General features: G+C 64.6%; 14 protein-coding genes and 1 pseudogene. 14 read left to right on the plus strand and 1 reads right to left on the minus strand.

The features are described from left to right. Positions 1-181, plus strand: a pseudogene (locus ACO1XS_RS06745) (RNA polymerase subunit sigma-24); the annotation flags it as partial. Between the two features lie 129 nt (positions 182-310). Beyond that, complete coding sequence (gene trpS, locus ACO1XS_RS06750; protein WP_486390283.1) at positions 311-1312, plus strand: tryptophan--tRNA ligase; 1002 nt, start codon at positions 311-313, stop codon at positions 1310-1312. Here the strand turns inward: trpS and ACO1XS_RS06755 are convergent. Beyond that, positions 1300-2379, minus strand: a complete 1080-nt coding sequence (locus ACO1XS_RS06755) for an MBL fold metallo-hydrolase (protein WP_486390284.1) — start codon at positions 2377-2379, stop codon at positions 1300-1302. The genes trpS and ACO1XS_RS06755 overlap by 13 nt on opposite strands. Positions 2380-2542: 163 nt before the next feature. Here ACO1XS_RS06755 and ACO1XS_RS06760 point away from each other — a divergent pair, with 163 nt between their 5' ends. From ACO1XS_RS06760 to bioD, 12 genes are all read left to right on the plus strand, one after another. Beyond that, a complete protein-coding gene (locus tag ACO1XS_RS06760; RefSeq protein WP_173254966.1) occupies positions 2543-2959 on the plus strand; it encodes a MerR family transcriptional regulator in 417 nt (138 codons plus the stop codon). Beyond that, positions 2956-4791 (plus strand): bifunctional isocitrate dehydrogenase kinase/phosphatase, encoded by a 1836-nt coding sequence (gene aceK / locus ACO1XS_RS06765; RefSeq protein ID WP_331570071.1) that lies wholly within the window; start codon positions 2956-2958, stop codon positions 4789-4791. Before ACO1XS_RS06760 ends, aceK begins: the two co-directional genes overlap by 4 nt. 99 nt (positions 4792-4890) lie before the next feature. Next, entirely contained in the window at positions 4891-5661 is a 771-nt protein-coding gene (gene can, locus ACO1XS_RS06770; protein ID WP_331570073.1) for a carbonate dehydratase, read from the plus strand. Next, positions 5654-6859: an acetyl-CoA C-acetyltransferase gene (locus tag ACO1XS_RS06775; RefSeq protein ID WP_331570075.1), complete on the plus strand. Its 1206-nt coding sequence runs from the start codon at positions 5654-5656 to the stop codon at positions 6857-6859. Before can ends, ACO1XS_RS06775 begins: the two co-directional genes overlap by 8 nt. Positions 6860-6937: 78 nt before the next feature. Beyond that, complete coding sequence (locus ACO1XS_RS06780; RefSeq protein ID WP_486390285.1) at positions 6938-7618, plus strand: SDR family oxidoreductase; 681 nt, start codon at positions 6938-6940, stop codon at positions 7616-7618. Positions 7619-7699: 81 nt separating this feature from the next. Continuing rightward, complete coding sequence (locus ACO1XS_RS06785; RefSeq protein ID WP_486390286.1) at positions 7700-8830, plus strand: acyl-CoA dehydrogenase family protein; 1131 nt, start codon at positions 7700-7702, stop codon at positions 8828-8830. A gap of 63 nt (positions 8831-8893) precedes the next feature. After that, positions 8894-9343 carry a YchJ family protein gene (locus ACO1XS_RS06790; protein WP_486390287.1) on the plus strand — a complete coding sequence of 150 codons (450 nt, stop codon included), beginning with the start codon at positions 8894-8896 and terminating at the stop codon, positions 9341-9343. A gap of 120 nt (positions 9344-9463) precedes the next feature. Next, entirely contained in the window at positions 9464-10558 is a 1095-nt protein-coding gene (locus ACO1XS_RS06795) for a patatin-like phospholipase family protein (protein ID WP_486390288.1), read from the plus strand. Positions 10559-11070: 512 nt separating this feature from the next. After that, the gene (locus tag ACO1XS_RS06800) at positions 11071-12384 is read left to right on the plus strand and encodes a dienelactone hydrolase family protein (RefSeq protein ID WP_486390289.1); all 1314 of its coding nucleotides are present in this window, start codon (positions 11071-11073) and stop codon (positions 12382-12384) included. Positions 12385-12754: 370 nt separating this feature from the next. Beyond that, entirely contained in the window at positions 12755-14137 is a 1383-nt protein-coding gene (gene bioA, locus ACO1XS_RS06805; RefSeq protein ID WP_486390290.1) for an adenosylmethionine--8-amino-7-oxononanoate transaminase, read from the plus strand. Further along, a complete protein-coding gene (gene bioF, locus ACO1XS_RS06810) occupies positions 14137-15324 on the plus strand; it encodes an 8-amino-7-oxononanoate synthase (RefSeq protein WP_486390317.1) in 1188 nt (395 codons plus the stop codon). The genes bioA and bioF overlap by 1 nt, the downstream gene beginning before the upstream one ends. Beyond that, on the plus strand, positions 15321-16088 hold the full coding sequence (gene bioD / locus ACO1XS_RS06815; RefSeq protein WP_486390291.1) for a dethiobiotin synthase: 768 nt from the start codon (positions 15321-15323) through the stop codon (positions 16086-16088). Before bioF ends, bioD begins: the two co-directional genes overlap by 4 nt. The last annotated feature ends 2 nt before the right edge of the window (positions 16089-16090 follow it).

Below are 16090 nucleotides of genomic sequence, written 5' to 3' on the forward strand. Positions count from 1 at the left end.
GCTTGCGCGCTATCACTGGCTGCCGAGCGTGCGCGGCGACCTGCTCGCGAAGCTCGGCCGGCACGAGGCGGCCCGCGCCGAATTCGAGCGCGCCGCCGCGATGACGCAAAACGGACGCGAGCGCGAATTGTTGCTCGAACGGGCCAGGCAAATGAGCGAGGCCGGTGCAGGCGGCGGCTAAGGGTGGGACCTGCGCGCCCCGGTCATGGCGGCCGTCGGCGTTGCGCCGCAAAGTCAGAAAGTTCTCCGGTCGCGGTCCGCTGCGAGCGACGACAATGTGGGGGCGACCTCAGAAGCGACATCATCGACCATGGACAAGCCCACGATATTGACCGGCGATCGCCCGACCGGCCCGCTGCACATCGGCCATTACCTCGGTTCGCTGCGTAATCGCGTCGCGCTGCAGGACAGCCATCGCCAATTCGTGCTCATCGCCGACGCTCAGGCGTTGACCGACAACATGAGCGATCCCGCCCGCGTTACACGCAACGTCGACGAAGTCGCATTGGACTATCTCGCAGTCGGCCTGGACCCGGCCAAGGTCACCATCTGTTTGCAATCGCAATTGCCGGCGCTGAGCGAATTGACGATGCTCTACCTCAACCTCGTCACCGTCGCGCGGCTCGAACGCAATCCGACGGTGAAGGACGAGATCCACGCCCGCGGTTTCGCCCGCGATATTCCGGCAGGCTTTCTCTGTTACCCCGTCGCCCAGGCTGCCGACATCACGGCATTCCGCGCCACCGTGGTACCGGTCGGCGAGGATCAATTGCCGATGATCGAGCAAACCAACGAGATCGTGCGGCGCCTGAACCGCCAGTCGGGACGAAACCTCCTACCCGAGGCAACGGCACTGCTTTCCGAGTTCGGCAGGCTGCCCGGCATCGACGGTAAAGCCAAGATGTCGAAGTCGCTGGGCAATGCCATCGCACTGTCGGCCAGCGACGACGAAATCCGCCACGCAGTGAAGATGATGTACACCGATTCGAACCACCTGCGCGTCACGGACCCGGGGCGCGTGGAAGGCAACGTGGTTTTCACCTACCTCGATGCATTCGATCCCGAGACGGCCGAACTCGAAGCGTTGAAGGCCCACTATCGGCGCGGGGGCCTCGGCGATAGCGTGCTGAAGCAGCGGCTCGAAGCCATCCTGATCGGTGTCATCGCCCCGCTGCGCGAGCGTCGCGCGGCCTATGCCGCCGAAGCGGACACTGTGCGCGACATCGTTCGCAACGGTACGATGCTGGCCCGCGTCGTGACGCAGCAAACGCTCGAGTGGGTCAAATCGGCGCTCGGCCTTTACGCGTTCTGAAGACGGAACCGCACGACCCCGTCCGTTCCTTCGACCCGTTCGAGCTCGCCCGCCAGCCAAAGCAAATTGAGGTGCGCGAGCGCTTCGCCCATCGCGAACGTCAACTGGTGAACGTCGAGCGCGCGCTTGAACATCATGGGCACGATCTCGGCTGCCGATTGCGGCGCACGCGCGCACGCCTCGCGCACTTCGGCGAGCCGCGCATCGTGATGCGCGCGCAATTGCGCGATGCGCGTGACCAACCCTCGAAACGGCCGCCCATGCGAAGGCAGCACGAGCGTGTCGGGCGGCATCGTCTCGTAGCGGCCCAGCGATTCGAGGTAAAGCGCGAGCGGATTGCCCTCGGGCTCGATGTCGAACACGGACACGTTCGTCGAAATGCGCGGCAACACCATGTCGCCCGAAATCAGCACGCCTGCGTCTTTGCTGAAAAGCGCGCAGTGTTCGGGCGAATGGCCGTAGCCTGCCACGACGCGCCATTCGTGCGCACCGATCTTCAGCGTATCGCCGTCGCGCAGCCGGCGAAACTGCGACGGGATCGACGGTACGAGCCTGGCGTAGTAATCGCGGCGATTGCGCAGCTTCTCCAGTGCGTCCTCATCGGCGAGCCCGTGTCGCGCAAAATGACGCGCCGCACCGGCGCCACCGGCGTTCGAGCCGTCTCCCGCAGCCATGACGCGCCCGAACATGTACTCGCCGAGCGAGATCCAGAGCCGCACGTCCCAGCGCTCGCGCGCACCACCCTTGCAAATCCAGTCGGCGAGCCCGAGGTGATCGGGATGGCAGTGCGTGACGAGCGTGCGCAGCACGGGCAGCCCATCGAGCTGCGTATCGAAGATCGCCTCCCAATGCGCCTTGATGGTTTCGTCGGCGATACCGCAATCGACGACCGTCCACCCTTCGCGCCCATCGATTTCATCGCGCAGCAGCCAAAGATTGATGTGGTCGAGCGCAAACGGCAGCGGCATGCGCAGCCAATACACGCCGGGCGCGACTTCACGCGTGTGCCCCGGCTCGACGAGCGTGTCGCCGAACGGATAGTCGAGTTGATGCTCGAGGATATTCATCAGTCGAAAACTCTCTTGGCCGTCCCGTCGCCGCGCCCCCGGCAAACGGTGCCAGTTGCGCTTTGCGGAAGTTGACGATAACGTAAACGTCGATCGATTCTACCCGATCTGCCCGAAACGTCATTCGCGGCCATTGCCGCGGGCGTTCGGTCGATCCCGACCTATGAGCCAGCACTACACGATCACCGAGCTTGCGCGAGAATTCGCCGTCACACCGCGCGCCATCCGCTTCTACGAAGATCAGGGATTGCTCGCGCCGCGCCGCGAAGGTTCGAGCGGGCTGCGCCGCGTCTATTCGAATCGGGACCGCACGCGGCTCAAGCTGACGCTGCGCGGCAAGCGCCTGGGGTTCACGCTCTCGGAGATTCGCAACTTGCTGGACCTCTACGAATCGCCGACCGACACCGTGCCGCAATTGCAGGCGTTTCTCGCCACCATCGCGCAGCATCGCGACGTGCTCGAAAAGCAGCTCGAAGATCTGAATGCAACGCTTCAGGACCTCGCGCAGTACGAGGCGCAGTGCCGCTCGATGCTGGCCGAGAGCGAGACGAACGAAGCCAGCGAGGCGGAGCGCTCATGAATCAGTTCCCGAAACTGCTGTCCTCGCAGATCGGCTTCGATGTCGCACAGTCGATCCTCGAGGGATTCAACCGCCACTATGGCGCGTTTCGGGAAGCGGCCGTGCATGCGAAGACGCTTTTCGAAGCGGGAGACTGGCACGGCTTGCAAAAGCTGGCCCGGGATCGCATCGCCTCGTACGACAATCGCGTCGACGAATGCGTGATGCGGCTCGAAGACGAATACGACGCGGAAAATATCGACGACGAAATCTGGCAGCAGATCAAGCTGCATTACATCGGACTGCTCACGCATCATCTGCAGCCCGAGTGCGCGGAAACATTCTTCAATTCGGTCTGCTGCAAGATCTTGCACCGTTCGTATTTCAACAACGACTTCCTGTTCGTGCGCCCCGTCATCTCCACCGAATATCTGGAGAACGAGGAGCCCGCGGCCAAGCCGACCTATCGCGCTTATTACCCGGGCAAGGACGGTCTCGCGAAAACGCTCGAGCGCATCGTCACGAACTTCCAGCTCGACGTGCCGTTCGATGACCTCGAGCGCGACGTCGCTTGCATCATCGACATGATCCACGACACTTACGGTGCGTTTTCGGAAGCGTTCAACTTCCAGGTGCACGTGCTGTCGTCGCTTTTTTTCCGCAACAAGGCGGCCTACATCGTCGGACGGATCATCAACGGCGAGGTCCTGCTGCCGTTCGCGGTGCCGATCCGCCACGTACGTCCCGGCGTGCTCGCGCTCGATACGGTCCTGCTCAAGCGCGAGCAGTTGCAGATCATTTTCAGCTTCTCGCACTCCTATTTTCTCGTCGACATGGAAGTGCCGTCGGCGTATGTGGACTTTCTCGCCACACTGATGCCGGGCAAACCGAACGCCGAAATCTATACGTCGCTCGGCCTGCAAAAGCAGGGCAAGAATCTTTTTTATCGCGACCTGCTCAAGCACCTCTCACATTCGAGCGACCAGTTCATCGTCGCGCCCGGCATCAAGGGGCTCGTGATGATCGTGTTCACGCTGCCGTCTTTTCCGTACGTCTTCAAGCTCATCAAGGACTACTTTCCGCCGCCCAAGGACACGACGCGCGAGCGGATCCAGGAAAAGTATCTGCTCGTCAAACGGCACGATCGTCTGGGACGCATGGCCGATACGCTCGAATATTCGAGCGTCGCACTGCCGTTGTCGAGGCTCGACGACGCCCTGATCCGCGAGCTCGAAAGGGAAGCGCCCTCGATGATCGAATACGAAGGCGACTGCCTCATCATCCGGCATCTGTACATCGAGCGCCGCATGGTGCCGCTGAATCTGTTCCTGCAAAACGGCACGGAGGCCGACATCGATCACGCGATCAAGGAGTACGGCGATGCGATCAAGGAGCTCATGCAGGCGAACATTTTCCCCGGCGACATGCTCTACAAGAACTTCGGCGTGACCCGGCACGGGCGCGTGGTCTTTTACGATTACGACGAAATCGAGTATCTGACCGATTGCAACGTGCGCCATGTGCCGCAAGCGCAAACCGAGGAAGACGAGCTTTCGGCGGAGCCCTGGTACACCGTCGGTCCGAACGACATCTTTCCGGAAACGTACGGCACGTTTTTGCTCGGCGACCCTACCGTGCGTCGCCATTTTCTGCGCCACCATGCGGACTTCTTCGACCCCGCCTTGTGGCAAAAACACAAGGAGCTTCTTCTCAGGGGCGAATTGCCCGATTTTTTCCCCTATGACCAGAGCGTGCGCTTTTGCAACCGCTACCCCCACCGATTTCGCCCGGCCGGCGAAACCGAGGGCGACGCGGGCGGCAATGCGTCCGACGACGACAAGCAGGCAGCGTGAACGGCCGGGGCTTTTCGTCCCGGGACGATGAATCGCCCGTCCAACGCCGCGCGCGGCATGCACACGTCGCTACGCCGAGGTCCAACCACTGATCCGACTATGAACGAAATCGACCAAAACCATCCCCTCGCACAGCTTTTCGTCAACAACCAGGCGTGGGTCGAGCGCAAGCTCGCCGAGGACCCGCAGTACTTCTCGCGCCTGGCGGACCAGCAAACGCCCGAGTACCTGTGGATCGGCTGCTCCGATTCGCGCGTGCCGGCGAACCAGATCATCGGTTTGCCGCCGGGGGAGGTGTTCGTCCATCGCAATATCGCGAACGTGGTCGTCCATACGGACCTCAACTGCCTGTCGGTCATCCAGTTCGCCGTCGATCTGCTGAAGGTCAAGCACATCATGGTCGTGGGGCACTATGGCTGCTCGGGCGTGGGTGCGGCGCTCTTCGATCGGCGCGTGGGTCTGGCCGATAACTGGCTGCACCATATTCATGACGTGCGAGCCAAACATGCGGCGCTGCTCGACGAATGGCCGATGGGCGAAGTACGTCATCGGCGTCTCGTCGAGCTCAACACGATCGAGCAGGTCGTCAACGTATGCCGCACGACCATCGTCAACGATGCCTGGGCCCGCAGCCAGCCGCTGACGGTTCACGGCTGGACCTACGGCGTGCACGACGGACGCATGCGCAATCTCGGCATGACCATTTCGAACGCCGAGATGGTGGGCGCGACTTACGAACGTTGTATCGCCGCGCTGTCGGCCAAGGGGGCCGGCTCGAGCGTGAACGATATGGTCGCCGCCGACGCCGCCCAGCTGGAAAAGGTGAGCGCCATCGTCGAAGGTGTCATCCAGGAGATCAAACATGACTGACGCGAAAGCAAACGCGCGCGACGCGATCGTGATCGTGGGCGCGGCCCGCACCCCGATGGCGGGCTTCCAGGGCGAGCTGGCATCGCTCACGGCACCTCAGCTCGGCGCGGCCGCCATTGCCGCCGCGCTTGAACGCTCGGGCGTGAAGCCGGAGGCCATCGACGAAGTGCTGATGGGCTGCGTGCTGCCTGCAGGCCTCGGCCAGGCACCGGCGCGCCAAGCGGCGCTCGGCGCGGCACTGCCGCTTTCGACCGGCTGCACGACCGTCAACAAGATGTGCGGCTCCGGCATGCGCGCGGCCATGTTCGCGCACGACATGCTGGCGGCCGGGTCGGTCGACGTCGCGATCGCGGGCGGCATGGAAAGCATGACCAACGCGCCCTATCTGCTGCCGAAAGCGCGCGGCGGCATGCGCATGGGGCACGGGCAGGTCATCGATCACATGTTCTACGACGGCCTCGAAGACGCGTACGACAAAGGGCGGTTGATGGGTACGTTCGCCGAGGAATGCGCGGCCTCGTTCGGGTTTTCGCGCGAGGCGCAGGATGCGTTCGCCGTCGAATCGCTCGTGCGCGCGAAACGCGCCAACGAAGACGGCTCGTTCGCGTGGGAAATCGCGCCCGTGAAAGTGGCGGGCCGCAAGGGCGACGAGACCACCATCGCGCGCGACGAGCAGCCGTTCAAGGCCAATCTCGAGAAGATTCCAACGCTCAAGCCCGCTTTCAGCAAGACGGGCACGGTCACCGCAGCCAACTCGTCGTCGATCTCGGATGGCGCGGCGGCGCTCGTCATGATGCGGGCCTCGCACGCCGAGGCACTCGGGCTCGCTCCGCTCGCGCGCGTCGTCGGACATTCGACTTTCGCTCAGGAACCGTCGAAGTTCACGACCGCCCCTGTCGGCGCAATCCGCAAGCTGCTCGAGAAAAACGGCTGGCATGCGAATGACGTCGATCTGTACGAGATCAACGAAGCGTTCGCCGTCGTCACGATGGCCGCGATGCGCGAGCATGCGATTGCGCACGAGAAGGTCAACGTTCATGGCGGCGCCTGCGCGCTCGGCCATCCGATCGGCGCGTCGGGTGCCCGCATCCTCGTCACGCTGATCGGCGCGCTCAGGAAGTACGGCGGCAAGCGCGGCGTTGCCAGCTTGTGCATCGGCGGCGGCGAGGCAACCGCCATGGGTATCGAGATCGTCTGATCTTCGAGGGTTCATCGCGCGCGCCGGCCGGCCAAGGTCGTAGCGGTCCGCGGCGGCGCTTTCCGAGGGACGAATGACATGAGAACAGCATTGATCGTAGGCGCATCGCGCGGCATCGGCCATGAGTTCGTCCGTCAATACCGCGAGGCGGGCTGGCGCGTCATCGCCACGGCGCGCGATAGCGGGTCGCTCGGAGCGCTCGAAAGGACGCTCGGCGCGGAAGCGGTTTCGCTCGACACGACGGAGCCCGACGAAATCGCCGCCTTCGCGGACAGACTCGCGGGCGAGCGTTTGCATGTCGCCGTCATCGCAGCCGGCGTCTACGGACCGCAGACGGAAGGCGTCGAAGCGTTTTCGGTCGAAGACTTCGACTACGTCATGACGACGAACGTGCGCGGCCCCATGCTGCTGATCCCCGTGCTACTGCCGCTCGTCGAATCCGTCGAAGGAGTCCTGGCCGTGCTGTCGAGCCGCATGGGCAGCATCGGCGAGGCAACGGGCACGACCGGCTGGCTTTATCGCACGAGCAAGGCGGCGCTCAATTGCGCGGTACGCATCGCCGCGCTGCAAACGCGTCACGCGAGCTGCATCGCACTCCATCCCGGCTGGGTGCGAACGGACATGGGCGGTGCGCAAGCCGCGCTCGATCCCGCATCGAGCGTGGCCGGCATGCGCAACGTGATCGCGCAAGCGGCTGGCGCGCGCACAGCATTCAACGGACACTTCGTGCAGTACGACGGCACGACGATCGACTGGTGAGACTCGCGCGGACAGATGCCGCGCACCGACATGCCCGACGACAGAGGCGAGTCGGACCTTATCGATGAGGAGACAGATTCAATGGTGCTCGATCAGGATCACAGGATGATCCGCGATGCGGTGCGCACGTTCGTGCGCGACGCGATCCTGCCGCATGCGGCAGCCTGGGATCGCGACCGCACCTTTCCGAAAGACGTGCATCGCCAGCTCGCCGAACTCGGCGCGTACGGCGTCATGGTGCCCCCCGAACACGGCGGCGCGGGGCTCGACGCACTCGCGCTGGCCCTGATTCTGGAAGAGATCGCGGCAGGCGACGGCGGGACGTCGACCGCGATCTCCGTCAATAACTGCCCCGTGTGCAGCATCTTGCTGACCTATGGAAACGACGCGCAAAAGCGCGACTGGCTTGCCCCGCTCGCGCGTGGCGAGATGCTCGGCGCGTTTTGCCTGACGGAGCCGCAGGCGGGCTCGGATGCGTCGGCATTGCGCACGAGCGCGCGACGCGATGGCGACAGCTACGTCATCGATGGCGTGAAGCAGTTCATCACGAGCGGCAAGGAAGGCGACGTGGCCATCGTGCTGGCGGTGACCGACAAGGCAGCGGGCAAGCGAGGCATCAGCGCGTTCATCGTGCCGACGGCGACGCCCGGCTATATCGTCGCGCGGCTCGAGGACAAGCTCGGCCAGCACTCGTCGGACACGGCCCAGATCGTCTTCGAGAACTGCCGCATTCCCGCCGCCAACCTCATCGGCGCCGAAGGCGAAGGCTACCGGATCGCGCTATCGGGGCTCGAGGGCGGGCGCATCGGCATCGCGGCGCAAAGCGTGGGAATGGCGCGCGCGGCATTCGACGCAGCGCTGGCCTATGCCCGCGAGCGCGAAAGCTTCGGACAACGAACCTTCGATCATCAGGCCGTGCAGTTCCGCTTCGCCGAAATGGCCACGCAACTCGAAGCCGCGCGTCAGCTCGTCTGGCATGCCGCCTCGCTGAAGGACGCGGGACTGCCGTGTCTGACCGAAGCGGCCATGGCGAAACTCTTTGCGTCGGAAGCGGCTGAACGGATCTGCTCGGCCGCGCTCCAGAGTTTTGGCGGCTACGGGTACGTCACCGATTTTCCGGTGGAGCGCATCTATCGCGATGTGCGGGTTTGCCAGATCTACGAAGGTACGAGCGACATTCAGAAAATCCTGATCGCGCGAGGGCTCGCTTGAGTACTCCGCTCGGCCGCGCGGCGCCTTCTGCGCGCCGCGCTTGGCCCGTAACTCGTCTATCCGATGAAGGCTGATCGAATCGAAGCTACGGCGACTGTCTGTCCGTGCGGCGGCGCCGCGCCGGGCCGCGCGTCGACAGCCAAAGCCCCGCTTTTCGCGCAGTGCTGCGGCCGCTATCTGAGCGGCGCCGCCCACGCGCCCAACGCGCTCGAACTGATGCGCTCGCGCTATACGGCCTATGTACTCGGCGATACGGCGTATCTGCGCGCAACGTGGGATCCGGCCACCTGCCCGCGCGATCTCGATGTCGATCCCGCGGCGCCCGACGCGCCCAACTGGCTCGGGCTGCAGATCAAACGCCACGAGGTGCTCGATTCGGCTCACGAATGCGTCGAATTCGTCGCGCGGTTCAAGCAGGGCGGGCGCGGCCATCGGCTGCACGAGCTCAGCCGTTTCACGCGCTCGGACAACGGCCGATGGCGCTATGTCGATGGGGATGTGAGCGAGCGCTGACTCTCGGTGCAAGCGCTGCCAGCCACGGCCTCGCAACGGCAAATCGGCGAATTTTCGCGCTTCCGCGCGTCGGCCGCTCGGGCACAGTGACAAGCCCAGAATCCGAAACGGTCACGCCTCATGCCCCGATCCGCTCAACGCTCCGATGCGCCCGCGCTCGCGCCCACTCAGATCGCGCTGCTGCTGCAAGGCGGCGGCGCACTGGCCAGCTTTCAGTGCGGCGCGTACGAAACGCTTCAAGCCGCTGGCATCGAACCGGCATGGGCCGTCGGCATTTCGAGCGGCGCCCTGAACGCCACCATTCTCGCCGGCAATCCCCCCGAGCGCCGGCTCGAGCGACTGCGCGCGTTCTGGGAGACGATCAGCCAGCCCGCGCTGCCCTACCCGCCCGCGCTGCGGGCATGGAGCACTTTCGTGCGGGGCCGCGCGGGCTTTTTTCGGCCCAAGCCTGTGCCGACCTTCATGCAGCGCTATTACGGCTCGGAATTCGAGAGCTGGTACGACGTCTCGCCGCTGCGCGACACGCTCGAACGGTTCGCCGATTTCGACCGCATCAACGATGCGCGCTCGATGCGCTTGTCGCTCGGGGTGGTGGAAGTGCGCAGCGGCCAATGCGTCTATTTCGACAACCGGCGTACGCGGCTCACGGCCGAGCACGTCCTGGCCAGTTGCGCATTACCGCCCGGATTTGCCCCCATCGAAATCGACGGCATGCACTATTGGGATGCCGGCCTGATCTCGAATACGCCGCTCGAGTGTCTGCTTCTGGATTGGCCGCAAGCTCCGACGCTCGCCATTGCGCTCGATCTCTGGCGGGCACCCGGCACCGTGCCCGTCGATTCGACCGGGATTGCGTCCGTCATGCAGGACCTCCAATACACGGCCCGGACGCAACCCACGCGGGCCATGCTGGACGCGATGGAGCAAACAAGGGCGTCGCTCGCCGCACTCCTCGACACCGTGCCCGACGCGTGCCGGCAAACGTCTGCCTACGACGACGCACGCGCGACGCTGCAAAGACCATCGCTGAGCGTTCTCGATGTGGTCTACGACGACAAGCCGTGCCAGGACTATTACAAGACCTTCGACTTTTCGCATCGCCAGGTCGAAGCACACTGGAAAAACGGCAAGCGTGCGATGCGCGCGGCGCTCGCGCGCGATGGCGACACCCTCGGCCTGATCGCGCAGCTGCCTGCGCAGCGGGACGTTGCCTGAGCGGTTCGCCGGTCCGTGTCTGCCGCTCGCAGACTATTCGGATTCCTAAATAGTGAGCATCGCTCGAAAATACCGCCAATTAAGCGTCCGCTGACTCCGCATCGCTGCGCCAATGCCCAAACGTTTGCGCGAGCAAACTGGGGTTGTCCTCCATTTGCGCGCGCATTTTGTCCAGCTAGGATGAGCATCGCGCATGTCGCGTATCACTCAGACGATTCTTCTTTTGCGGGTCGTCGCCGGCCGGGTTTGGCCGGTCGATGTCGTGTGCGGCGATGGATAGCAGACCTATCTAGCTCGCCGGCATGACGGATACGCGTCGTGCTCCCGTGTTCCTACGCCAACGATGCCCAGCTGCGCCGCGCACCGAATGGGCGAATTGCAGCCTTTGCCCGCCTCTTTTCCGGCAAAAGCTCAGCAACGCGAACACGGATACTGATCCGGGTCGGCAGTAAGCAGTCCTCGGGACGAAGACCCGTCGTCGGCATGCATTTGATTTCAGAGCGGGCACACGCATGAGTTGGAAAAAAGTATTGGTAGGTGGATTGTGCGTGTGCGCCTGGGCGAGCGCCCAAGCGGGTTCGGGCGCGACGGCGCAAAATGCCGTGCTCGCCTCGAACGAACCGGGCCCCCTTTCCGCACCGAGCGTCACGCGGCTCGAGTTCGGCGACACGGGCCTGCCTCACGTTGCTTCCGACTTGAACGAGCGTATCGTACGCATCCCCGTCGATACTGTGGGCTCGATCACACTCGAGGCGACAATCTTCAAGCCCGACGGCCCGGGCCCGTTCCCGACGGTCGTTTTCAATCACGGCAAGATGCCGGGCGATCCGCACGCGCAGGCGCGCAGCCGTCCGCTCGCCTTCGCCCGGGAGTTCGTACGCCGCGGCTACGTGGTCGTCGCCCCCAATCGTGAAGGCTTCGCCGGTTCGGGCGGCACTTATCGGCAAGAAGGCTGCGACGTCGAGAAAAACGGCATGGCGCAAGCCGACGACGTCGCTGCGACGATCGCCTATATGTCGAAGCAATCGTATGTCGACGCGGCCCACATCGTCGTGGCCGGCACCTCGCACGGCGGCCTCGCGACGATTGCCTATGGCGCCACAGCTACCGCGCCAGGCGTGCGCGGCCTCATCAATTTCTCGGGCGGGCTGCGCCAAGACGCCTGCGAGGGCTGGAAGGACAATCTGACCCACGCGTTCGAGGCCTATGGCCAACATGAGCGGCTGCCGTCGCTGTGGCTTTACGGCGACAACGACTCGATCTGGCCCTCCGATCTCGTCTCCCGGATGTACGCAGCGTATGTCGAACATGGCGCACATGCCCGCATGGTCGACTTCGGCTCGTACAAGAACGATGCGCACCGGCTCGTCGTCGATCGCGACGGCGTGCAGGTCTGGTGGCCGGCCGTCGATGCGTTTCTCGCGCGCATCGGCATGCCGACGCGCATGCAGTACCGCGTCGACAATCCGCCCCTGCCGCAGGCGACGGGTTATGCCGCCGTCGATTCGATCAACGCCGTGCCTTATGTCGACGCCGCAGGCCGCGCCGCCTACAGCAAGTTCCTCCGTCAGTTCCCGAGCCGGGCTTTCGCGATCTCGTCCTCCGGCGCCTGGTCGTGGGCCGAGGGCGGCGACGATCCCGTTGCCGTTGCGCTGAACAATTGTCGCCGCGAGAACCACGGCGCCGCCTGCAGCCTCTATGCGGTCAACAGCGAAGTCGTCTGGCAGGACGGCACGCGAACCGCATCGACGCGCAACGACGCAGGCGATCACGAGGCTTCGGCGGACACCGAGGCTATCGCCACAGGTTCGCTCGCGAGCCGCTGATCCCATTCCGAGTTCGATCCGCAGCGGGGGACGTGCAAAGGCACGTCCCCCGCTGCGTTTTGGTGCTCGAATCCTGGTCTTTCGATAGGTTTTTTTTGGGGGCGCGAGGTCACTTTGCCGTCGTCAACGGTGGGCAACGCGCGGTTTCTGATGTGAAGCGCCCCGAGCTGTATCGAACAGGTGCGATCTTGCCCGTCTTCGCCATCCGATTTCACGCGTGCATCGGCTCCAGGAACGCGTTACTCTCACGTCCGTTTTTGCGATCCGCGATTGCTGCCGCGCTCACGAAGTGCGATACATGTGGCCGTTTTAATGCAGCCGCATCGCGCACGAAGAGCGCCAAGGCACGCCTGAACATTCGGAGTAGCGATTGGATAGAGACGCGAACATCGGGACGAATAACGACACGAAACGCATCGCGCGCGACGATTGGGTCACGCGCAGTGTGCAGGCCGTCTGGCATCCGTGTACGCAGATGAAGCACCACGAGCGCATGCCGCTCGTCGCCGTCTCGCGCGGCCAAGGCCCCTGGCTCTACGACCATGCGGGGCGGCGTTATCTCGATGCGATCAGTTCGTGGTGGGTGAATCTCTTCGGCCACGCGAATCCGCAGATCAATGCGGCGCTGAAAGCCCAGCTCGATACGCTCGAGCACGCGATGCTCGCCGGCTGTACGCATACGCCGGCCGTCGAGCTTGCCGAGCGGCTTCGCGCACTGACGCAAGGCACGCTCGGTCACGCGTTTTTTGCATCGGACGGCGCATCGGCCGTCGAGATCGCGTTGAAGATGAGTTTTCACTACTGGCGCAACAGGGGGCAGGACGGCAAGCGCGAATTCGTCTGCGTCGCCAACGGCTATCACGGCGAAACGATCGGCGCACTCGGCGTAACCGATGTGGCGCTGTTCAAGGACGCTTACGATCCGCTGATCCGGCGCGCGCACGTGGTCGCGTCGCCCGATGCGCGCGCTGCGAAAGCAGGCGAGCAGGCAGCCGATGTCGCGGCCCGCGCACTCGACGACGTCCGCCGACTCCTCGAATCGCGTGCGCAGCAGATCGCCGCGGTGATCGTGGAGCCGCTCGTGCAGTGCGCGGCGGGCATGGCCATGCACGATCCATCCTACGTAAGCGGCTTGCGCGAGCTGACCGAACGCTATGGTGTGCATCTGATCGCCGACGAAATCGCGGTCGGATGCGCACGCACCGGCACCTTCTTCGCGTGCGAGCAGGCGCATATCTGGCCCGACTTCCTCTGTCTGTCGAAGGGCATCACGGGCGGCTATTTGCCGCTGTCGATCGTGCTTTCCCGCGATACCGTCTTCGAGGCGTTTTACGACGACGATACCGCGCGGGGCTTTTTGCACTCGCATTCCTATACCGGCAACCCACTCGCCTGCCGTGCGGCGCTGGCAACGCTCGATCTTCTCGAGCACGCGAACGTGCTGGCCGAAAACGAGCGGAAATCGTCGCTTCTTTTCGAAGCATTGGCGCCGCTCGCCCGGCATCCCGCCGTGCGCAACATGCGCCGCTGCGGAACGATCGTCGCATTCGATGCCATGCTCGAGCCGGACGCAGCGCGCACGTTCTCGCGGCGCTTTTTCGAAGCCGCGCTCGAGCGCGAGCTGCTGCTGCGGCCGATCGGTACGACCGTCTATCTGATGCCGCCCTACGTTCTCGACGACGAAACGATTGCGTTGGCCGCCGCCCGCACGCGCGAGACGTTCGAGGCGACGATCGAGTACCGGGGGCAATGATGTACTTGCTCGATACGCTGCGCGAGGGTCTCGCCGAACTCGATTCGCGCGGACTGAGACGGCATCGGCGCATTGCCGAGACGGCCTGTGCCGCACACATGCGTGTGGACGGCCGCGAGATCGTCGGCTTTGCCAGCAACGACTATCTCGGCCTGGCCGCTCATCCGGCCCTCGCCGCCGCCGTCGCGGAGGGCGCCGAACGATACGGCGCGGGCAGCGGCGGTTCACATTTGCTGGGCGGCCACTCGCGCGCTCACGCGCAACTCGAACAGACACTCGCGGCGTTCTGCGGCGGCTTTGTCGATGCGCCACGCGCGCTGAGCTTTTGCACCGGCTACATGGCGAACGTCGCGACCCTGACCGCGCTCGCGGGACGCGGTACGACGCTCTATTCGGATGCGCTCAATCATGCCTCGTTGATCGATGGCGCGCGCCTCTCACGTGCCGACGTCCAGATCTACCCGCACGCCGATACGGATGCGCTCGCGGCGATGCTCGACGCATCGGATGCGGGCGTCAAACTCATCGTGACCGACGGCGTATTCAGCATGGACGGCAACGTCGCGCCGCTGGCCACGCTGCTGGCGCTGGCCGAGCGTCACGGCGCGTGGCTCGTCGTCGACGATGCGCATGGCTTCGGCGTGCTCGGGCCGCAAGGGCGCGGCGTCGTCGCTGAGCTCGCGTTGCGCTCCCCGCATCTCGTCTACATCTGCACCTTCGGCAAAGCCGCGGGCGTCGCGGGGGCCGCGGTAATCGCACACGAGACCGTCATCGAGTGGCTCGTGCAACGCGCGCGCGCCTATATCTTCACGACGGCGTCACCGCCTGCCGTCGCGCACGCGGTATCGGCGAGCCTGGAGCTGATTCGCGGCGACGAAGGCGAGACCCGGCGCGCGCATCTGCGGGCATTGATCGAACGCACGCGCGCGATGTTGCGCGCCTCGCATTGGCAGCCCGTCGATTCGCACACGGCCATTCAGCCGCTCGTCATCGGCGATAACGAAACGACGCTCGCGCTCGCCGCCCGCTTCGATGCCGAAGGCTTGTGGGTGCCCGCGATTCGGCCGCCGACGGTCCCCGTCGGCACGTCGCGGCTGCGCATATCGCTTTCGGCCGGGCATTCGTTCGACGATCTTGCGCGGCTCGAAAACGCACTGTCGCGCATAGAAGCGGGAGACAACACATGAGCGCATCGCTCTCGAGCGCGTTGTCCGTTTTCGTGACGGGCACGGACACCGAAATCGGTAAAACATTCGCTTCATGCGCGTTGCTGCATGGGTTCGCTCGCGCGGGGCTGCGTGCGGCCGCGATGAAGCCGCTCGCCGCGGGCGCGTTCGAGCGCGACGGCGTGTGGCATAACGAAGATGCCGATGCACTCGACGCGGCTGCGAATGCACCGCTGCCGCCCGAACTGCGCACGCCGTTCCTGCTCAAGGCGCCGGCCGCCCCGCACATCGTCGCGGCGCATGAAGGTGTCGCACTCGATATCGAGCAGATCGTCGCCTGCCATCGCGAAGCGATACGGCGTGCCGATATCGTCGTCGTCGAAGGCGTCGGCGGTTTTCGCGTACCGCTCACCGATACGCGCGATACGGCAGACCTTGCCGTCGCGCTCGGCTTGCCCGTCGTGCTCGTCGTGGGCGTGCGGCTGGGCTGCATCAACCATGCGCTGCTCACGGCGCAAGCCATTGCGCAACGCGGCTTGACGCTCGTCGGATGGATCGCGAACGTCGTCGATCCCGACATGCGCTTCATCGACGAGAACATCGATACGCTGCGCGGCTGGCTCATGCGCGAGCATGGCGCGCCGCTCATCGGCACGGTGCCCTGGCTCACACCCGCCTCCCCCGAGCGCGCCGCCGAGCGGCTCGACGTTTCATCGTTGCTGCTCGCCCTGCGCACGGCGCGGGCGTCGACCTCCCAGCATTCATTGCATCCCGATCAGGACTGACG

The organism is Trinickia sp. (genome assembly GCF_057351765.1).